The organism is Collinsella sp. LCP19S3_C9 (assembly GCF_052121575.1).
Classification (GTDB): domain Bacteria; phylum Actinomycetota; class Coriobacteriia; order Coriobacteriales; family Coriobacteriaceae; genus Collinsella.
In genome coordinates, this window is sequence record NZ_JBQKDZ010000012.1 from 1 (window position 1) to 19,492 (window position 19,492).

20 protein-coding genes are annotated in these 19,492 nt (G+C 59.9%); 2 read left to right on the forward strand and 18 right to left on the reverse strand.

Annotation, left to right across the window (positions count from 1 at the left end; translation table 11 throughout):
- Positions 1–86: 86 nt before the first annotated feature.
- Positions 87–950: a Cof-type HAD-IIB family hydrolase gene (locus ACTQXI_RS06575; protein ID WP_441548431.1), complete on the forward strand. Its 864-nt coding sequence runs from the start codon at positions 87–89 to the stop codon at positions 948–950.
- Between the two features lie 118 nt (positions 951–1,068).
- Here ACTQXI_RS06575 and ACTQXI_RS06580 read toward each other — a convergent pair whose 3' ends face one another.
- The 4 genes from ACTQXI_RS06580 to ACTQXI_RS06595 all read right to left on the reverse strand — a co-directional run bounded on the left by ACTQXI_RS06580 (position 1,069) and on the right by ACTQXI_RS06595 (position 7,514).
- Positions 1,069–1,863, reverse strand: a complete 795-nt coding sequence (locus tag ACTQXI_RS06580; RefSeq protein ID WP_427794984.1) for a Cof-type HAD-IIB family hydrolase — start codon at positions 1,861–1,863, stop codon at positions 1,069–1,071.
- 206 nt (positions 1,864–2,069) lie between these two features.
- Positions 2,070–3,890 carry an adenine deaminase gene (locus ACTQXI_RS06585; RefSeq protein ID WP_441044634.1) on the reverse strand — a complete coding sequence of 607 codons (1,821 nt, stop codon included), beginning with the start codon at positions 3,888–3,890 and terminating at the stop codon, positions 2,070–2,072.
- A gap of 357 nt (positions 3,891–4,247) precedes the next feature.
- Positions 4,248–5,459 carry a tyrosine--tRNA ligase gene (gene tyrS, locus ACTQXI_RS06590; RefSeq protein ID WP_427717719.1) on the reverse strand — a complete coding sequence of 404 codons (1,212 nt, stop codon included), beginning with the start codon at positions 5,457–5,459 and terminating at the stop codon, positions 4,248–4,250.
- Between the two features lie 96 nt (positions 5,460–5,555).
- Positions 5,556–7,514: a U32 family peptidase gene (locus ACTQXI_RS06595; protein WP_441546763.1), complete on the reverse strand. Its 1,959-nt coding sequence runs from the start codon at positions 7,512–7,514 to the stop codon at positions 5,556–5,558.
- Between the two features lie 160 nt (positions 7,515–7,674).
- On the opposite strand from ACTQXI_RS06595, the gene ACTQXI_RS06600 reads away from it, so the two are divergent.
- Positions 7,675–9,849, forward strand: a complete 2,175-nt coding sequence (locus ACTQXI_RS06600) for a transglycosylase domain-containing protein (RefSeq protein ID WP_441548432.1) — start codon at positions 7,675–7,677, stop codon at positions 9,847–9,849.
- Positions 9,850–10,021: 172 nt separating this feature from the next.
- Here ACTQXI_RS06600 and ACTQXI_RS06605 read toward each other — a convergent pair whose 3' ends face one another.
- From ACTQXI_RS06605 to rplO, 14 genes are all read right to left on the reverse strand, one after another.
- Positions 10,022–10,459 (reverse strand): arginine repressor, encoded by a 438-nt coding sequence (locus ACTQXI_RS06605; protein WP_154516043.1) that lies wholly within the window; start codon positions 10,457–10,459, stop codon positions 10,022–10,024.
- A gap of 132 nt (positions 10,460–10,591) precedes the next feature.
- Positions 10,592–11,719: a glycosyltransferase gene (locus tag ACTQXI_RS06610; RefSeq protein WP_441548433.1), complete on the reverse strand. Its 1,128-nt coding sequence runs from the start codon at positions 11,717–11,719 to the stop codon at positions 10,592–10,594.
- Positions 11,720–11,787: 68 nt separating this feature from the next.
- Positions 11,788–12,612, reverse strand: coding sequence for a tRNA pseudouridine(38-40) synthase TruA (gene truA / locus ACTQXI_RS06615; RefSeq protein ID WP_441063375.1), 825 nt, complete (start codon positions 12,610–12,612; stop codon positions 11,788–11,790).
- Between the two features lie 92 nt (positions 12,613–12,704).
- Positions 12,705–13,187 (reverse strand): 50S ribosomal protein L17, encoded by a 483-nt coding sequence (rplQ, locus tag ACTQXI_RS06620; protein WP_271742473.1) that lies wholly within the window; start codon positions 13,185–13,187, stop codon positions 12,705–12,707.
- A gap of 30 nt (positions 13,188–13,217) precedes the next feature.
- Complete coding sequence (locus ACTQXI_RS06625) at positions 13,218–14,159, reverse strand: DNA-directed RNA polymerase subunit alpha (protein ID WP_154516055.1); 942 nt, start codon at positions 14,157–14,159, stop codon at positions 13,218–13,220.
- Between the two features lie 32 nt (positions 14,160–14,191).
- On the reverse strand, positions 14,192–14,788 hold the full coding sequence (rpsD, locus tag ACTQXI_RS06630) for a 30S ribosomal protein S4 (RefSeq protein WP_006235275.1): 597 nt from the start codon (positions 14,786–14,788) through the stop codon (positions 14,192–14,194).
- A 19-nt stretch (positions 14,789–14,807) separates the two neighbouring features.
- Complete coding sequence (rpsK, locus tag ACTQXI_RS06635) at positions 14,808–15,212, reverse strand: 30S ribosomal protein S11 (RefSeq protein WP_006235274.1); 405 nt, start codon at positions 15,210–15,212, stop codon at positions 14,808–14,810.
- 14 nt (positions 15,213–15,226) lie between these two features.
- Positions 15,227–15,601, reverse strand: coding sequence for a 30S ribosomal protein S13 (gene rpsM / locus ACTQXI_RS06640; protein WP_154516058.1), 375 nt, complete (start codon positions 15,599–15,601; stop codon positions 15,227–15,229).
- 14 nt (positions 15,602–15,615) lie between these two features.
- Positions 15,616–15,729: a 50S ribosomal protein L36 gene (gene rpmJ, locus ACTQXI_RS06645; protein WP_006363204.1), complete on the reverse strand. Its 114-nt coding sequence runs from the start codon at positions 15,727–15,729 to the stop codon at positions 15,616–15,618.
- A gap of 150 nt (positions 15,730–15,879) precedes the next feature.
- Positions 15,880–16,098 carry a translation initiation factor IF-1 gene (infA, locus tag ACTQXI_RS06650; protein WP_035137443.1) on the reverse strand — a complete coding sequence of 73 codons (219 nt, stop codon included), beginning with the start codon at positions 16,096–16,098 and terminating at the stop codon, positions 15,880–15,882.
- 232 nt (positions 16,099–16,330) lie between these two features.
- Complete coding sequence (gene map, locus ACTQXI_RS06655; protein WP_441063374.1) at positions 16,331–17,119, reverse strand: type I methionyl aminopeptidase; 789 nt, start codon at positions 17,117–17,119, stop codon at positions 16,331–16,333.
- Positions 17,116–17,742 (reverse strand): adenylate kinase, encoded by a 627-nt coding sequence (locus tag ACTQXI_RS06660; RefSeq protein ID WP_347486596.1) that lies wholly within the window; start codon positions 17,740–17,742, stop codon positions 17,116–17,118. The genes map and ACTQXI_RS06660 overlap by 4 nt, the downstream gene beginning before the upstream one ends.
- A gap of 18 nt (positions 17,743–17,760) precedes the next feature.
- Positions 17,761–19,047, reverse strand: a complete 1,287-nt coding sequence (gene secY, locus ACTQXI_RS06665; protein WP_370450586.1) for a preprotein translocase subunit SecY — start codon at positions 19,045–19,047, stop codon at positions 17,761–17,763.
- Complete coding sequence (gene rplO, locus ACTQXI_RS06670; protein ID WP_006235267.1) at positions 19,041–19,490, reverse strand: 50S ribosomal protein L15; 450 nt, start codon at positions 19,488–19,490, stop codon at positions 19,041–19,043. Before rplO ends, secY begins: the two co-directional genes overlap by 7 nt.
- Between the last annotated feature and the right edge of the window lie 2 nt (positions 19,491–19,492).

The window sequence follows — 19,492 nt, forward strand, 5'->3', positions numbered from 1 at the left end:
GCCAGCCCCAGCTCCCGGGTCGCCCGGTGAAGGCGAGGAAGAAGGGCGTGAAGGGAGCGAAGAGCGTTGCTGCCTAGGCTAGCCCCTTGTCACACAAACTACCGAAGCCTCTTGTTTTTTCCGATATGGATGGAACACTGTTGACGAGTGACAAGCAGATGAGCGACGCCACCTGGGCGATGCTCGACGAGCTCGCACGTCGCGGCATTGAGTTTGTACCGTGCACGGGGCGTCCGCTGTCGGGCGTCTTTGAGGCCATCCTCGCCCATCCCGCCGTGCACTACGCGGTCTGCGCCAATGGCGCTAGCGTCTGGCAGCTCGACGAGGATGTGCCCACCGATGCCTCACGCGCCACGCGCATATTGAGCCGACCGCTCGACCGCGCCATCGCCCACCGCGTCCATAGCATTGCCGCCGGCCACGATGTGACCTTCGATATCTTCGCGGACGGGCAGTGCTTCCTCCCCCGCTCGCTCTACACGCGCCTGGACGAATTCTGCGGCGGAGATCCTCACATCGCGGCTTCGCTCAAGCGCACGCGAACGCCGATCGACATGGATATCGACAGCAAAATCGACGAGGTCGAGGTGCTCGAACGCATCGCCATGTACTGGCACGACTCAGCCGACCGCGATGCTATCGTGGCGGCGCTCGACACGCTCGAAGGCATTGAGGTCACGCGTTCGTACGCCATGAATATCGAGGTCATGGGCGGGGGTGCCACCAAGGGAACGGCATTGGCTTGGCTATGTGGGCATCTGGGCGAGCCTCTCGCCGACGCCTGGGCGTTCGGCGACAACATCAACGACATCCCCATGCTGCAGGCAGCGGGCCACGGTACGGCGATGATCAATGCCGAGCCCGAGGACCGCGAAGCCGCCGGCGCCATCACCGAATACGACAACGACCACGACGGCGTCGCCCGCGCCGTCATGGCCGCCCTCGCCTAGCAGCAGCAACCCGGCAGGGTAGCTAATTTGGGACGGGGCTTTTTTAGCTACCCTGGTCACAGTAGTCGTTGGGGGCACTCTTCGCGGGGCGCTGCAAGGACTGTCCCCATCTGCCGAATTAGGCGAGACTCTCCAGCACGCGACGGAGCTCCTGCTGGACGGCGTGGTCGCGGTTGCACCCCACCACGCGATCGGCGACTGCCTTGAGCGCGGGGCGCGCGTTTTCCATCGCGCAGCCCGTGCCGACAAAGCGAATGATCTCGTAGTCGTTCATCGAGTCGCCAAAAGCCATGACCTCGTCGCGTTCGACGCCATAGTGCTCCATGAGCTGTGCGATGCCCGAGGCCTTCGACACACCGGGCTGCATGGCATCGATCCACGCGTTGCCCGAAGGCGCAAAGGTAAAGAACTGGCCGAGCTCGCGCTGCAGTACGTAAGCGCTGTCCATAACGGCACCATCATCGCAAAAGATACTCGCCTTGATGATATTTACGCTGGGATCGGGCAGCTCCCAAATGCGCTCGGCATTGGGAAGGTCCTTATCCACCTCGCGCACGAACTTACTCTCGTCATCGAGCAAGAAGGACTTGGTTCGGTCAAAGAGCGCAAGATGCAGATTGGGAAACGTCGCGACGGCCTGGGCTAGCTTTCGAATCGCCAGGTGCGAATACACCTCACGGCCTACCATTTTGCCGTCGGCGTAGACCTGGGCACCGTTAGCTGCGACAAAGTCCATTTTGTCGCGAACGGGCGCAAAGAACTCGCACAGGCGATCGTAGCGGCGGCCTGACGATGCGGCAAAATGCACGCCATGCTCGCGTAGCGCCAAAATCAGTTCGTAGGTCTCGGGAGGCACCTGGCCGTTTTCGTCAAGCAACGTGCCGTCCATATCGGATGCAATCAGCTTAAACATAGAAAAGCTCCCTTCGGGCTTGCTGGAATCGAACGTGTATCCGATTCCAACGTACCCAAAGGGAGCTCAAATAAGACCCCGCAGTCATAAACGTTACATAGACCTGGCAAATAGCTCACGCGCGCCAGAGAGCCCACGGTCGCGGCGTCAGGCGACACGCCAAAGAGTGTCCCCAGCGACTAGTCGTTTAAGAACGTCCCCGATGACTAGTCGGCGTAGGTGAAGGTCGTGACGTCGAACATGCCCTCGGGGCGGATGCGGAGCGTCGGGATGACCGGCAGGGGCAGGAAGATGATGCCCATGATGGGGTCGAGCGGCGGCTCAATACCCATGGCGCGCGCCTTGACCATAAAGTCGTCGTGCTGCGCCGCGACATCCTCGGCCGTGCCCTCGCTCATCAGGCCACCGAGCGCCAGCGGAATGCGCGCCACGACCTCGCCGTTGCGCACCAGCACGTGACCGCCCTGGCCCACGGCCTCAACAGCAGCCATCATATCGGCGGCGTTGTCGCCCACCACGCACACGTTGTGCGAGTCGTGGCCGATTGTGGAGGCAATGGCGCCACCGGTGATGGTGAAACCGCGCACCCAGCCGCGACCGATATGCTTGCCGACCAGGCCCAGGCCAGCGGGGCCGTCGCCGTCGACGCCCTCGGCTTGCAGCGACACGCCGCGGCCATGGCGCTCAATCAGCATAATGCGGCGCAGGCCCTCGGCGCTCTCGGGGCGAGCCATACCCGTGATGGCCTTACCCGGCACCACGTCAATCACAGCCTCGCCCGGCTTAAAGGCATAGTCGAAAACGTCGAGCGAAAGCTTCGGCAGCTTAACAGAGGCGCGCAGCTCATCGGCAAGGGCTGCAACCTCAGCCATCTCGGGTGCGATCTCGCCCACAAAGGTGCCATCCTGCGCCACCAGAGCACCGGCGGCATATACGCGATGCGGGGCCGTGGCAAACGTCAGATCGTTGAGCACCAGCAGGTCGGCACGCTTGCCCGGAGCGATGGCGCCGCGGAGCTCATGCGGGTCACGACAGCCGTGGTCCAGGCCAAAGGCCTCGGCCGTGGAAAGGGACGCCATGGAGATGGCGACCACCGGGTCGATGCCGGCCTCGATAGCCACGCGGCAGGCATTGTCGATCATGCCGGTCGAAAGTGCATCGGAGGGAGCGCGGTCATCGGTCGCGAAGCAGCAGCGGCGGGCACGGGCGGGGTTTTCCAGCAGCATAGGCGACAGGTTGGCAAGATCATGGCTGCAGGTGCCCTCGCGCAGCATGACATACATGCCGCGGGATAGCTTGTCGAGCGCTTCCTCGGGAATCGTCGACTCGTGGTCGGCGATAATACCCGCCGCGGCATAGGCGTTGAGATCCTTGCCGGCAACAAGCGGAGCATGACCGTCAACCTGCTTGGACGGTGTCTGGTTGGCAGCATCGATGCGAGCGCAGGTCTCGGGGTCGGCCATAAAGACACCCGGCAGGTTCATCATTTCGCCCAGACCAAAGACGTCGCCCGGATGCTCGGCAAAAAACGCCTGCATATCGGCAGCAGTGATGACGGCACCGGCCTGCTCGTCGGGCAGTGCGGGCACGCACGAAGGCATCATGTACTTGATGGAGATGGGCGCGCGACAACCGTCCTCAATCATAAAGCGCAGGCCGTCTAGGCCGGAAACGTTAGCGATCTCGTGGCTGTCGGCAATAGCGGTGGTGGTGCCACGCGTCGCCGCCATGCGCGCATACTCGGCAGGGCGGATGTTCGAAGACTCGATATGCAAGTGTCCGTCAATAAAACCGGGTGCGAGATAGCGACCCTGACAGTCGATAACCTCAGCTGCCTCGTACGTGCCAGCAGCGTCATCTCGACCATCGTAGAGAACACCGACGATCACGCCGTCCTTGACGGCGACGCTACCGGGCGCCACGCGCTGACCGTACACATCGACGATCTGCGCGTTGGCAAACAGCGTGTCGACGGGCACGCGGCCCTCGGCGGCATCGATCACAGACCTCATGACCTCAACGGACATACATACTCCTTTAACCGTAGAAAAAAGCTGCGGAGCGGACAGACCTTCACCGCAGCAAGCCAATAGCCATTGTATGCCCAAACGATGGGCCAGCAATACGCCCCTCTGCTTAACGGCACGCACCACTTGGCGCAATGGGGACAGGCTGCTTTGCACCAAAAAGAAACGTCCCTAAGTGCCAACCAGGACAACGCCGTAGGTGGAGGACGGACAGCGAGCGGACTCCAGAGCGAACAAATTGGCATGAAAAGAGGACGGCATAGACCTTCTGGTCATGCCGTCCTCTTTGAATGACAAGTTGTCGCTCTGGAGCCCGCGCAGCGTCAAGCTGTTACGCGGTTTGGTAAAACCGCGTAACTAAATAAGCTTAAAGCCCTTGCGCTTGCCCACGGAGAGGGTGTCGCCCAGCTTGAGGGCACTGGGGTCGATGTTGTAGCTCTTGGGAGCCACGGCCTTGCCGTTGATCTTGACACCGCCGCCGTCAATGTCGCGACGGGCCTGACCGGCGCTGGCCGAAAGACCCAGGTCCTTGAGCAGGCCGGCAAGGTAAATCTGGCCCTCGTCGTTTACGGTCAGCTCAATATGCTTCTCGGGGAAGTCGGCGAGCTGGCCCTCCTTGAACACGCGGTCGAACTCGGCCTGAGCCTCGTCGCCGGCACCGGCGCCGTGGTAGGTGTCGCACAGGTCGCGGCCCAGAGCGCGCTTGAGCTCATAGGGATCGGCAGAGCCATCGGCCAGGGCAGCGTCGATCTTGTCGACCTCGGCCGGGGTGAGCGAGCTCGCCAGGCGGTAGTACTTGCCAATCATCTCGTCGGGGATGGACATGGTCTTGCCGAACATATCCTTAGGCGCGTCGGTCAGACCGATGTAGTTGCCATAGGACTTGGACATCTTACGGACGCCATCGGTGCCCTCGAGCAGCGGCATGGTGAGCGCGATCTGCGGCTCCATGCCCATCTTCTCCATGAGCTCACGGCCGGCGAGCAGGTTGAAAAGCTGGTCGGTGCCGCCCATCTCCACGTCAGCCTTGATCATGACCGAATCGTATGCCTGCATCACGGGATACAGGAACTCGTGCAGGGCGATCGGCGTCTGGGACTGATAGCGCTTGGTAAAGTCATCGCGCTCAAGAATGCGGGCGACGGTGAACTTGGAGCACACCTGCAGCAGACCGGCCAGGTCCATCGACAAGATCCAGTCGCCGTTGTGCACGATGGTGGTCTTCTCGGGGTCCAAGATCTTCATGGCCTGGCTCACGTAGGTCTCGGCGTTGGCCTCGATCTGCTCCTGAGAAAGCTGCGGGCGGGTGGAGTTCTTGCCCGAAGGATCGCCGATCAGTGCGGTACCGTTGCCGATGATCAGGGTGACGTTGTGGCCCAGGTCCTGGAACTGGCGCATCTTGCGCAGGGGCACGGCGTGCCCCAGGTGCAGGTCGGGGCTGGTGGGATCGACGCCGAGCTTGATGTTGAGGGGCTCACCCTTCTCAAGCTTCTTACGAAGGTCGGCCTCGGGGACGATCTTCGCGGCGCCCGAGGTGATGATACGCATTTGCTCGTCAACAGACAGCATTGGGTATCCTCCTTTTGCTATAGCACCCTCGCCGAAAACGGCGGTGCTGGAAGTCCATAAACTCTCATATGATAACAAACTGACGCGACGCGGCACCTACGACAGGAAAATCCTCGTCCTGCCGCATGCGTCGATGGCAACTGGCAGACGTGTACCGTCACGCTCAACCAGATAGCGCGTCTGCCGGCGACGCAAGCAGTCGCGGCAACAGGCCTGTCCCGTCGCATCGGTGGCACAGACGCCCTCGGCGGTCAGCAGGCAGTGCTCGCACACCATGAGCTCGGGACGGTCGGTATCGACGGGGCCCAGGACGCCAGGACAGGCGGCAAGCTCGGCAACGCGTTTCGCATCGTGAGCGACAAGTTCGGCAGGCAAAAACACGCGCTGCGCCCCAAGCCCTCGCAACCAGGCGAGCGTTGCCCGGTTCGCACAGAACACCGGCGCTGCCACGTCAAAGGCGACGCGCAGTTCGCGAGCTATCGCCACTTGTCCCAGATTACGGCAGACGATGCGGCCGGCGCGCTGCATGAGCGACCGAGTCCGCTCGATATCGCCCACACGGCAGACCTCGTCGAGCACAACAGTCGCACCGGACAGGTCGAGCTCTTCGTTCGGGTCCTGGTCCATCAGCTGCCAGGCAAAGACCAAGCGAGCGGCGACAGACTCTGCAGGTTCTTCCAGCTGCGCGCCACCATCCATCAGAACGCCTGCAAACGGCAGCGTCTCGACAGCGCGTTTCGCAAGCGCGACCGCATCGGCCTCGGCCCGCATGCGCTCCAGTGCCGCTGCCGTTTGCTCAAGCACACCAGCGCTGCGAATCAGATACACTTCGCAGCCCGCGTCGACCTTGCGCTTGCAATGGACAACGATGCGCTCCCCCGCCGCGGCATCCACCGGGCAAGGAACTTGCGGCCAGCGTTTAGGTACATCGGGGCGCGCGTCGGCGCCCGGGTAAAACCTAATCTCGAGCGTATCGCCCGCCGCCACGGCGGCATCGAGCTCGACGGTCACTTCCTCGTGTCCCACGGCAACCAAACGGCCCACACGCACGCCCTGGTTGATCGCGCGTTCAAAACTCATAAGCTCCGCGCCCGAGCGGCCTCGCAGATACGCGTCGGTAAACCCGCGGTTAAACGACCTTCCCAGATCACGTTCGAGCGCCTGCACGGCATCGGGATCCCACGCGCCATCACGCAGCATATCGAGCGCCCGGCGCCACGCCCGCACCACGTTGTAGACGTAGTCGGGGTTCTTCATACGCCCCTCGATCTTGAGCGACGCCACCCCGGCAGCAACAAGCTCGGGTAAATGAGCAATGCCCAGATAGTCACGCGGGCAGAGCAGACGATCGCCTTCGACGGCAACGACGCTCTCCCCAGCCTCATCCACCAAATCGTATGCCAGGCGGCACGGCTGCGTGCAGTCGCCACGCATCGCCGACCGTCCGCGCCGCAGGGCCGAAAACTCGCACGCGCCCGAATAGCCAATGCATATGGCGCCATGGCAGAACACCTCGATGGGCACACCGGTAGCGCAGAGCGTCGCAATCTCTGCCACGGTCAGCTCGCGCGCCGTCGTCACGCGCTCGACCCCCAGCTCGTCAGCCGCCAAACGCACGGCCCCCTTGCTATGGACGCCCGCTTGGGTGGACAGATGAATCTCGACCCCCGGAATTGCCGCATGCAGCGCGCGGGCTAGGCCCGCATCTGCCACGATCAATGCATCGGCGCCCAGCGCATGCGCATGTGCCCCCAGTGCCACGGCTTCGGACAGCTCGTCGTCGAACACAAATACGTTGAGCGTCACGTACACGCGCACACCATGGGCGTGCGCCACGGCACACCCGCGCGCAAATTCGTCGTCACTAAACCCGTGCGCACTCACGCGGGCGTTAAATCCGCTCAACCCGGCATAAATGGCATCGGCACCTGCCGCGATCGCGGCAAGCATCTGACTGAGCCCGCCAGCCGGAGCCAACAGCTCGGGCAGTGCCAGACCCGATGTTGGCGTCCCATTCCCGCATTGTCTGCTAGGCTCCGTCGCCCAAATCGCCATCGGCAAACTCCTTACCAAGGTATGCAATCACTCTGTTAATTGCCGTCAACCAGCATACACGAGGCTTCGCGCGGCTCGATTGGTTTATCGTGTAATAACTTATGTCCATCCTGCCCGACGCATACCCGCCGCCTGGCACGACATACTTGGAGGTCAACATATGGGTCCTCGCCAACGACAGGGACACGGTCGCTCTAAGACGCACGCTCTGCCCGTCATCCTGCTTTCGCTTTTGGGTTTTTTGCTCATCGCGGGCGTAGCATTTGGCATCGGCATGATCGGCAACGTCAACCGCTGGCTGTCCGACCTGCCCGACTACACCGACGCCAACGCCTATCTGGTCAGCGAGCCTACCGAGATTGTTGACTGCAACGGCAACAAGATCGCCAGCTTCTATACCCAAAACCGCAAGTCCATCACCAAGGACCAGGTCTCCCCGTACGTCCTGCAGGGCACGATCGACGTCGAGGACGAGCGTTTCTACGAGCACGGCGGCATAGACCTCTTGGGCATCGCGCGTGCCTCGGTGGCAACCCTTGCCGGCGGCCACGAAGGAGCCTCGACCATCACCCAGCAGCTGGTGCGCAACACCATCCTGCAGGAGGAGCAGTTCGACTCGACCATCGAACGTAAGGTGCGCGAGGCCTATATCGCCATCAAGATGGAGGACATGTACTCCAAAGACGAGATCCTCATGATGTACCTCAACACCATTTACTATGGCCACGGCGCCTATGGCATCGAGGCCGCCGCCGAGACCTACCTCTCCAAGAGTGCTTCCGACCTCACCCTGAGCGAGGCCGCGCTGCTCATCGGTCTGCCCAACTCGCCTTCACAGTACGACCCCACGGTCAATCCCGACCTGGCGCTTTCCCGCCGCAATAAGGTGCTCGACAACATGCTGCGCCTGGGCCACATCACGCAGGAAGAGCACGATGCCGCGCAGGCTGAGCCCATCACCCTCAACGTGACCGAGATCTCGGGCAGCGGCGTCGACGTATACTCACAGCCCTACTTTGTCTCCTACGTCAAGCAGCTGCTCGAGCAGGAGTTCTCCACCGACGTACTCTTTAAGGGTGGCCTGACTGTTAAGACCACCATCGACCCCACCATGCAGCAGGTGGCCGAGGAGGCTGTGCGCTCACAGCTCGACACGCTTTCGCTCGATGGCCTGGACATGGGCATGGTTGTCGTTGACCCCAAGACCGGCTACATCAAGTGCATGGTGGGCGGCTACGACTACAACGCCGACGAGAATCACGTGAACCACGCTACGGCAAAGCGCCCCGTGGGCTCCACGTTTAAGGCCTTTACGCTGGCAACTGCCATCCAAAACGGCATGAACCCCAACGTCATTCTCAACTGCAACTCGCCACTCAAGGCCAAGGGCACCACGACCGAGGTGCAAAACTATGACAAACAGAGCTATGGCAACATCACGCTTAAGCAGGCAACGGCATACTCATCCAACACCGGCTATATTCAGGTGGCCGAAGCCATCGGCAATGACAAGATCATGTCGCTCGTCAAAAAGCTCGGCATCGATCCCGCCAAGGACAATATCGAGGACGTTCCCGTCATGACGCTCGGCACCGGGTCCATCTCACCGCTCGAGATGGCATCGGCCTACGCCGCTTTTGCCAACGGCGGCTATTATCGCCAGCCGATCGCCATCACCGAGATCGACTCGCGTACCGGCTCGGTTCTGTACCAGCACACCGACAATCCCACGCGGGTGCTCACCGAAGGTGAGGCTGCCGCGGTTACCGACGTTCTATCCGGCGTCATGCAGGGCAGCGGCACGGGTGCCGCCGGCGCGCTGAGCGTCAACCAGCCCTATGCCGGCAAGACGGGCACCACTGACAACACCACCAACCTGTGGTTCTGCGGCTACACGCCGCAACTGGCATGCGCCCTGTGGACCGGTTATTCCGCAGGCGAGATTCCCATCCAAAAGTACGGTTCGGACCTGCTGGGCGACAGCACCAACCTGCCCGTCTTTAAGAAGTTCATGAACACCGTTCTTGCGGGCGCCGAGCGCGAGGAGTTCCCGACCGGAACGGCTCCCACGTACAAGAACAATAACGTCTGGAAGTTCTACGGCACAAACAACAAGAAGAAGGAAGAGGGCGAGGATAAGGACGAAGACGAGGAAGAAGAGGAGGAGACCACCGGCGGGAGCGGCAACGAGGGCGGTAACACCGGCGGCGAAGGCGATGGCGGCAGTACCACCCCTACTCCCGACCCCAGCCCCGATCCCAGCCCCAGCCCCGACCCTGGCCCGACCCCCGATCCCAGCCCTAGCCCGACCCCCGATCCCTCCACAGGTCAGTAGATAGCAAAGCGCCCGAGCAGCTCAAATGCTCGGGCGCTTTTTGCTGGGACATACATGGCATATCGCGCGCAATCGAGATGCCACGACAGGAGCGTCACAAAAAGGGCGTCGGCTCAAAACCGACGCCCCTGTATTTCCACCGTCTTAGCTGGCGTTGTTTACGCGCGTAAAGCTATTTACGCGCGGCACTGAGCTTGTTAATCAGCGCTTCGAGACGTTCGCCATCCTCGGCAGTCTGAGCGATAACCAAAATCGTGTCATTGCCGGCAAGCGATCCGAGCACATCGGGCAGCTCGGCCGCATCGACAGCCGCGGCAATGCCCGAGGCGGTGCCGGGCTGAGCCTTAATCATAACCAGGTTGTCGGTGCGCAACACACCGGTAACCAGCTCGGAGACCATGCGCTGCAGGTGCAGGTCCTCAGCCAGAACATAGATGCCCTCGGGCAGTTTGCGCAGCCCCATATCGGCGATGTCACGCGAAACCGTCGCCTGCGTGCAATCAAAGCCCATGGCGCGGAGTTCGTCCACCAGCACGCGCTGCGTACGCACGTCTTTATTGCGCACGATATCTCTGATGGCATCCTGGCGCCCGTTGCGTTTTTTAGCCATATAAAACCTCACTCCATAGATGGCGAAGACAATCTATCAGTGATTGAATAGTTTAGCGCTATTTGAGGCTATTTGTGAATAAGAACGCATTTCGAAACAATTCTATGCAAATTATTTTCGAATATGACACAGCTAGGCTATCCTTGCGCCCGTTCTGTTCAAAAAAGCAGCCAGATGCGCATACATAACGCAGCGCATAGGCTTAACGTTGGCAATCGGCCCAAACAAAAGTCCAAGGCCTCGGCGCTCTCCCTTAAGGGCCACCGCCATCTGGCGGGTCCGCACGTCGTTGAGCATATCACGCAATCGTGCCGTGCGCTCAATTGAAGACACCCCATGGGGGCTCAGGCACAAATTCTCGATACAAGCAACCAAGCGGCCATAGTAAAACCGTTGGCAGGCCAGCTTTAGATGGTTATCGTCATCTATTGCGTCGAATGGCACGCAAAGCTCTTCAAGCGCCTTGGCGTCATCGGAAAGTCGCGAGAACATGGTGGGGTCGAATGAATCCGCAACCGATGGCGCGGCCGTATGGAAACAAGCTTCGGCGCACCCCAATACGCGTTCCGCATGCGAAAGGGCAGGCGCCAAAAAGGCGATCGCACGATACGACTCGGCATGCTGCAGACACAACTCAAACAGGGAGCGTTCATACATCACGCCGGAATGTTGACAAACCAGACCGCTCTCGACCAGCTTGGCCAGGCCTAAAGCCCGGTCTCCATCGTCGGCAAGGGCAATGGATTGCGCGTCCAACATACGAGAATGGCGTTCCCGATGCGTATCGTAGCGATCGAGCGACACCGAGGGAAATACGATATCTGCCGAGGTCTCACAAGCGACATCGAGCATTGCCAAAAACGCGTGCGGCGCAAACCACTCGTCGGCGCTCATTGCGATAATGTGGGCCCCGCGCGAAGCGGCAAAACCCTCGCGAAGGCAAGCTCCGCTCGACGGATCGTCAACGTCTATCAAATCGATGTGAATATCTCTGCCCGCGGCAACATCGAGCGAATGACGAACGCCCGGCGCAGCGTTGCGACATGCAACGACAATCTGCATATCGTAGAGGTCTTGGTTTTGGACGCTTTCGAGTGCACGCATCGCGTAGCTGGGCGAACCCTCCACAACAAGGATCACCGAAAGTCGCGGAAGCGAGCCACGTCGAAGCAAGTTATCCATCCTCTCGACAGCAATAATCAACTGCCGTTCATGGTACACCCCGGCAATAAACGCAATGAGTCGCCTGATGCGCTGCACGCCAAGAACAGATGTTGCACACGGCTCGCCCACACGAGCAGCATACTTAGATGGCTCTCGCTTCTCCTCTATTCGAGCGCGACGAGCTCGGTGGGGTCATAATCTACGCCCATAAAGGTAAGGCCGCACGCCGGCGCCGTGGGACCCGCAGCAGTACGATCGCAAGCGTCAATCACCTCGCGCATCCACTCGGGATCGCGGCGATGCATGCCGATCTCGACGAGCGTTCCCACGATGGTGCGCACCATCGAATGCAAAAACGCATTGCCCTCGATGGTAAACGTGAGGATATCCTCGCCAAAGGCGACCTCGTGGCCAAACTCGGCACGCATCACGCAACGATGCGTTGGCTTGCCCACGGCAGAAGCGACCTTACAAAAGCTCTTAAAGTCCTGTTCGCCCAAAAGCGCTGGGCAGGCGGCTGCCATCGCATCCACGTCCAAAGGATAACGATGCCACCATACTGCGCCACGCGATAGCACCGGACGCGCATCGCGATCGGCAATGCGGTAGGTATAGGTCCGAGAACGTGCGTCAAAACGCGCAGAAAAGCCCTTACGGGCCTTGTAGACCTCATTAACGGCGATATCTTTGGGCAGCAGCGCATCCATAGCTCGCAGCCACCTGCGGCGCGTTAAAGCGAGCTCAGCATCCGCAACGGGCACGCTGATGTATTGGGCCACCGCATGCACCCCTGCATCGGTGCGCCCGGCACACGTCAAATCGACTGAGCGGCGCAAGAGCGTCTCTATGGCAAGACGCAGCTCTCCGGCAACCGTCGTCTGCCCCGGCTGCTCGGCAAATCCGCTATAGGACGAGCCGTCATAGGCAACACGAAACACCAACGTGGCATCGAGCTCTGGAGTCAAATTGAAATCAGACGGCGCGGTCATGGGCGCTCCCAACAAACAAACAACGATATCGCGACAAAAAAAGAGGGGTACGCGAACATACCCCTCGAATATAGCCTATGCAGACGAATTGTCTACTCAGCGGTCTCCTCAGCAGGAGCCTCCTCGGCAGCGGTCTCCTCGACAGCCTCGACCTTCTTGGGAGCAGCGGCCTTCTTGGGGGCCGGAGCAGCCTTCTTGGCCTTGGGCGTGCAAGGCTCGGTGACGAGCTCCATGATAACGATGGGAGCGTTGTCGCCCTTACGGTTACCGAGCTTCATGATGCGGGTGTAACCGCCGTTGCGATCCTGCCACATGCCCTGAGCAGCCTTGTCGAAGATCTCGGCAACGAGCTGCTTATCGCCGAGCTTGGCGATAGCCAGGCGACGAGAGTGCAGGTCGCCCTTCTTGGCCCAGGTGATGATCGGCTCGACAACCGAACGCAGCGCCTTAGCGCGGGTCTCGGTGGTCTTGATGCGGTCGTTCTCGAAGAGGGCCTTGGCCAGGCTCTTCTTCATGGCCTTGGTGTGGCTCGCATCGGTGCCGAGCTTCAGGCCCTTCTTAACGTTGTGACGCATGGTCTAGTTTCTCCTCAAATATGCGAAGCATTAAGCCTTCAGGCTCAGGCCCATGGACTCAAGCTTGTCCTTCACTTCCTCGATCGACTTAACACCGAAGTTGCGGATGTTCAGAAGATCGTTCTCCGAGAACTCAACGAGCTGACGGACCGAGTGAATGCTGGCACGCTTAAGGCAGTTGTAGGAACGGACAGAAAGGTCCAGATCCTCGATCTGCTTGTCCAGCTCGGCGTTGTCGTTGGTGACCTCGGGAGCGAAGATCGAAACCTCCTCCTCGACCTCGGGGGTCTCGGCAAGGTTCATAAAGGCAGCCATATGCTGGTTGATGATATTGGCGGCCTGGACCACGGCGTCGCGCGGGGCGATGGAGCCGTTGGTCTCGATCTCGAGGACAAGGCGGTCGTAGTCGGTGTGCTGACCGACACGGCAAGCCTCAACGAGCTTGGCGCAACGGGATACCGGCGAGTACAGCGAGTCGACGTGGATCACACCGATGGGATCGTTGTCGCGCTTGTTGGCCTCGCCAGAGACATAGCCGCGGCCATAGCCGATGCGCATGCTCATGGTGAGATGGCCACCCTCAGTGAGCGTAGCGATGTGCTGCTCGGGGTTGACCAACTCAAACTCGGACGGAATAAAGAAGTCCGCACCGGTGACCTCGCAGGGGCCGTCAACCGAGATGGTGGCGGTCGCCTCGTCGGTCGTGCCGAGAGCCCTGAAGACAAGACCCTTGACATTCAGGACGATGTCAGTGACATCCTCGACCATGTTAGGGATGGTCATGAACTCGTGCTGCGCACCATCGATCTGAATAGCCTCGACGGCGGCACCCTCGAGCGAGGACAGAAGAACGCGACGCAGGGAGTTGCCCAGCGTATCACCGTAACCGCGCTCGAGCGGCTCGACGGAGACACGAGCAGACGTCTCGTTGATCTCTTCGACCTGAACCTGAGGCCTAATGAATTCTGACATGTATTACCTCCAGCCTCAGCAGCCCGGATGGACTACTTAGAGTAGAGCTCGACGATGAGCTGCTCGTTGATATCACCGCTGATCTGCTCACGCGTCGGCAGAGCGAGCACGTTACCAGACAGCTTCTCGATATCGACCTCAAGCCAGCCAGGGACCTCAAAGCGCTCGGAGGAAATCAGAGCCTCCTTGATGGGGAGGAGGTCACGGAACTTCTCGCCAACAGCGACGACGTCGCCGGCCTTGACGCGGTAGGACGGGATGTCCACGCGCTTGCCGTTCACGGTGAAGTGACCGTGGCGGACGGACTGACGAGCCTCTTTACGGGTGCGAGCGAAGCCAAGACGGAAAACAACGTTGTCGAGGCGAGACTCAAGGATGATCATGAGGTTCTCACCGGTGACGCCGTTCATCTTACGGGCCTTGTTGAAGTAGCCGTGGAACTGCTTCTCCAGAACGCCATAGATGAACTTGACCTTCTGCTTCTCGCGCAGCTGCATGCCGTACTCAGATTCCTTGCGACGGCGCTTGGGCTGACGGATAGATTCCTTCTTGCTGCTGTAACCGAGCTCAGCGGGATCGATCCCGAGCTGACGGCAGCGCTTAAGAACAGGAGTCCTGTCGATTGCCATATTGATACGATCCTTTCAGTTACACGCGGCGACGCTTCTTGGGGCGGCAGCCGTTGTGCGGGATGGGGGTCTTGTCCTGAATGCTCGAGACCTCGAGGCCAGCAGCCTGGAGGGAGCGGATGGCGGTCTCACGACCGGAGCCGGGGCCCTTGACGAAGACGGAAACCTTCTTCATACCGTGCTCCATGGCCTGCTTGGCAGCAGCCTCGGCAGCCATCTGGGCAGCGAACGGCGTGGACTTACGGGAGCCCTTGAAGCCCACCTGGCCAGCCGACTTCCAGGAAATGACGTTGCCCTGGGGATCGGTGATCGAAACGATCGTGTTATTGAACGTAGAACGGATGTGAGCCTGGCCCACGGAAATGTTCTTACGGTCCGCGCGCTTCAGACGGGCAGCGCGAACGTTCTTCTTAGCAGTAGCCATCTATCTAGCGCTCCTTATTTCTTCTTCTTAGCACCGATCTGACGCTTCGGGCCCTTGCGGGTACGAGCGTTAGTGTGGGTGCGCTGGCCGCGGACCGGGAGGCCCTTGCGGTGACGAAGGCCGCGGTTGCAGCCGATGTCCATAAGGCGCTTGACGTTCTGGTTGCGCTCACGGCGGAGGTCGCCCTCAACCATGATCTGGTTCTTGTCGATATACTCGCGGATGGCGTTAACCTCATCCTCGGTGAGGTCCTTAACGCGCGTATCCACGTTAACGTTGCACTCGACGCAGATTTTCGTCGCAGTGGTGCGGCCGATGCCGTAAATGTAGGTCAGACCGATCTCAACGCGCTTCTCACGCGGGAGGTCGACACCATTAATACGGGCCAACGTAGTCTCCTCTCTTAACCCTGACGCTGCTTATGACGGGGGTTCTCGCAAATGACGAGGACCTTGCCATGGCGCCTAATGATTTTGCACTTATCGCACATCTTCTTGACCGAAGGACGTACCTTCATCGTTCTTCCTTTCGGTAGCGCTCAAACTACTTCCCTACTATCTACTCGCCCAGCCGCAGGCGTTTAAAACTATGGCTGGTCTTCACACACAATCCGACCGTAGGTTGAGCTAAGCCTGCAGTCGGAAATAGAGTGCGTGTATGCGTGCCGCTATTTGTAGCGATAGGTGATGCGGCCGCGGGTCAGGTCGTACGGGGAAAGCTCCACGACAACCCTGTCACCGGGGAGAATACGGATGTAATTCATTCGAATCTTGCCAGAAATGTTGCACAGAACCGAATGACCGTTCTCGAGCTCGACCTTAAACATGGCATTAGGCAACGGTTCCTTTACCGTACCCTCGAGCTCAATTGCGTCTTCCTTCTTCACAAGCAATCATCTTTCTCTAGAAAACGACAGCGATTGAGTATTCTACAACACGTATACACGCATCGTAATAACTTCGTAATGGCTCCACAACTACGTGGAACTTGTTACATTTGAAATGTAAAACAAAGCCGTTCCCTGATGCCCAAGATCGCCTTGAAATGAGAAGGCATAGACCTTGGGGTCATGCCTTCGAAATTGAAAGGCGAGGTTGGGCATCAGGGGGCGGCAACTTTTACATTTCTCCGCCTTGGAGCGAACACCAGGATCCTTGCGCATCGGTGGTGAGAATCACCGGACCGTCATTGGTGATGGCGACGGTGTTCTCGTAGTGCGCGGCGGGCAGGTGGTCGTTGGTGGTGACGATCCAACCGTCGGAGCCCGTGCTCACATGGTTGGAACCCATCGTTACCATCGGCTCGATGGCAATGACCATACCGGCCTGGAGGCGAACGCCCCTCCCCTTCTTTCCATAGTTAGGAACATTGGGGTCCTCGTGCATCGCGCGGCCAATGCCATGGCCCACATAGTCACGAAGCACGCCATAACCGTGAGACTCGGCGAGAGACTGGACGGCATGGCCAACATCCCCGATATGGTTACCGGGAACAGCCTGCTCAATGGCAGCCTTAAGGCAATCGCGCGTAACCTCGCACAGGGCCTTGGCCTCGGGCGTAGGGGTGCCGACGAAAAACGTCCATGCGTTATCGCCAACCCAACCGTCGACAACGGCTCCCGTATCGATAGAGATGATATCGCCATCGCGCAGGATCATATCGGGGTTGGGAATACCGTGGACCACGGCATCGTTGATCGATGCGCAAATGGTCCCCGGGAACCCGCCGTAACCCTTAAAGGCCGGGGTGCCGCCATGCATGCGGATAATCTGCTCCGCGAGCTGATCGAGCTCAAAAGTCGAAACGCCGGGGCGCACCATGGCTCCAACGTGGCGGAGCGCCATCTTAGATAGCGCTCCTGCCTTCTTCATCTGCTCGATTTGCGTTGCAGACTTAATCTTAATCATAGACCGAGGGCCTCTTTGACATCCCCGTATACGGTCTCGCGAGCCTGGTCACCGTTGACCGACTTGAGCAGACCCTGGCCACGATAGTAATCGACAAGCGGGCTCGTGGACTTCTCGTAGACGTCGAGACGGTTCTTGATGGTCTCGGGCTTATCGTCGTCGCGCTGATACATCTCGCCGCCGCATTTGGGGCAAGTAACATCGGCAGCAGTGCCGGTGTAACCGCAGGCGCGGCAGGTGCGACGCGAAGACAGACGATCGATGATGACCTCGGGGGCCACGTCGACCAGAAGGGCGCAGTCGATCTCGCGACCCATGGCGGAGAGCTCGGAATCGAGCGTCACAGCCTGGGCGGTGTTGCGCGGGAAGCCGTCGAGGATGAAGCCCTGCTGGGCGTCATCGGCGGCAAGGCGCTCCTTGACAAGGTCGATCACGAGCTGGTCGGGAACGAGCTCGCCAGCGTCCATGTACTTCTTAGCCTGAATACCAAGCTCGGTGCCACCCTTGACGGCAGCACGCAGCAGGTCGCCCGTGGAGATGTGGGCGACGCCAAACTCGGCGACGAGCTCCTGTGCAACGGTGCCCTTACCGGCACCCGGAGCTCCGAGCAATACCAGGTTCATGAGCAATCCTCCTCTAGCCTATTTAAAGAATCCATCGTAATCATACATCTTGATCTGGCCTTCGAGCTTGTCGACCGTGTCGAGCACGACGCCGACCATGATGAGGATGGACGTGCCGCCAAATGCCTGGATCAGCTGATTGCCCGTGAAGGAGAAGATGATCGAAGGCACGATGGCGATGAGCGCCAAAAAGACAGCGCTGGGAAGCGTAATCTTGTTGAGCGCGTTCTTGATGTAGGCCGCGGTAGCCCTACCCGGACGAACGCCCGGAATGAAGCCGCCCTGCTTCTTAAGGTTGTCGGCCGTGTCATCGGGATTGAACACCATGGAGGTGTAGAAGTACGCGAAGAACACGATGAGGACAACGTTAAGCACCCAGTTGAGCCAACCGGTCGAAAGCGCAGAGGCAACTGCCTGAATCCAGCCGATGCCGGGGAAGAACACGGCAACCTGAGCCGGGAAGTACAGCAGCGCCGAAGCGAAGATGATCGGCACGACACCCGCGGTGTTGACCTTGATGGGCAGGTAGGTGGTCTGGCCACCCATCATGCGACGGCCCACGACGCGCTTAGCGTAGGAGACCGGAATGCGGCGCTGGCCGCGCTCAAGGAAAACGATCAGCGGGATAACCAGCAGGATGATGGCGCAGATGATCACCATAGTGATGATGCCACCGCCATTGCCCTCGGTGCTGGAGAAGATCGCCTGCGGCAGACCGGCCATGATGTTCGCAAAGATGATCAGCGACATGCCATTGCCGATACCGCGCTGGGTAATGAGCTCACCAATCCACATGATCAGCATGGCGCCCGCGGTGAGCGTGCCGACGATCATGAGGTCGAAGATGATCTCGGGAGCGGCGGCGCCATTAAAGCTGATGCCGAAGCTCTTAAAGAGGAAGAGGTAACCCACGGAGTTGAGGATTGCCAGAGCCAGGGTGAGGTAACGCGAATACTGCGTAATCTTGGTCTGACCGACCTCGCCCTCGCGGGCAAGCTCATGCAGGGAAGGCACAACGGCCTGGAGCATCTGGAGGATGATCGAGCTGGTGATGTAAGGCATGATGCCCAGCGAAAACACCGACACATAGCTCAACGCGCCGCCAGAGAAAAGATTCAGGAGGGCCATAGCACCTGCGGCGACCGAATTGTTATCGGTCGAGAAAAGGCCCAGCATCCCCTGGAAGGGAATGCCGGGCACAGGAACGTGCGCACCAATGCGGTACACGACGAGCATAGCTATGGTAAAAAGAATCTTTTCGCGCAGTTCTTTGATGCGGAAAGCATTCTTAAGACCATTTAGCACGGCAGCTCGACCTTTCCGCCGGCGGCCTCGATCTTGGCCTGCGCAGAAGCGCTGACCTTGTCGACCTTGACCGTGAACTTCTTGGTAAGCTCACCATTGCCGAGCACCTTGACGGGCTCGAACTCGCTCTTGGTGATGCGAGCGGCCTTAAGAGCGGCACCGTCGATCACAGCGCCATCCTCGAACTTACGCTCGAGACGCTCAACGTTAACAGCGGTGTACTCGATACGACGGGGGTTGCGGAAGCCCGGAAGCTTGGGCAGGCGCATAGCCAGCGGAGTCTGGCCACCCTCGAAGCCGGCACCCTTGGTGCCGCCAGAGCGAGAGCCCTGGCCCTTCTGGCCACGGCCAGAAGTGGTGCCGTGACCCGAAGAATTGCCACGGCCAACGCGCTTGCGGTTCTTGGTGGAACCGGGCGCGGGAGTAAGATCGTGAAGCTGCATTT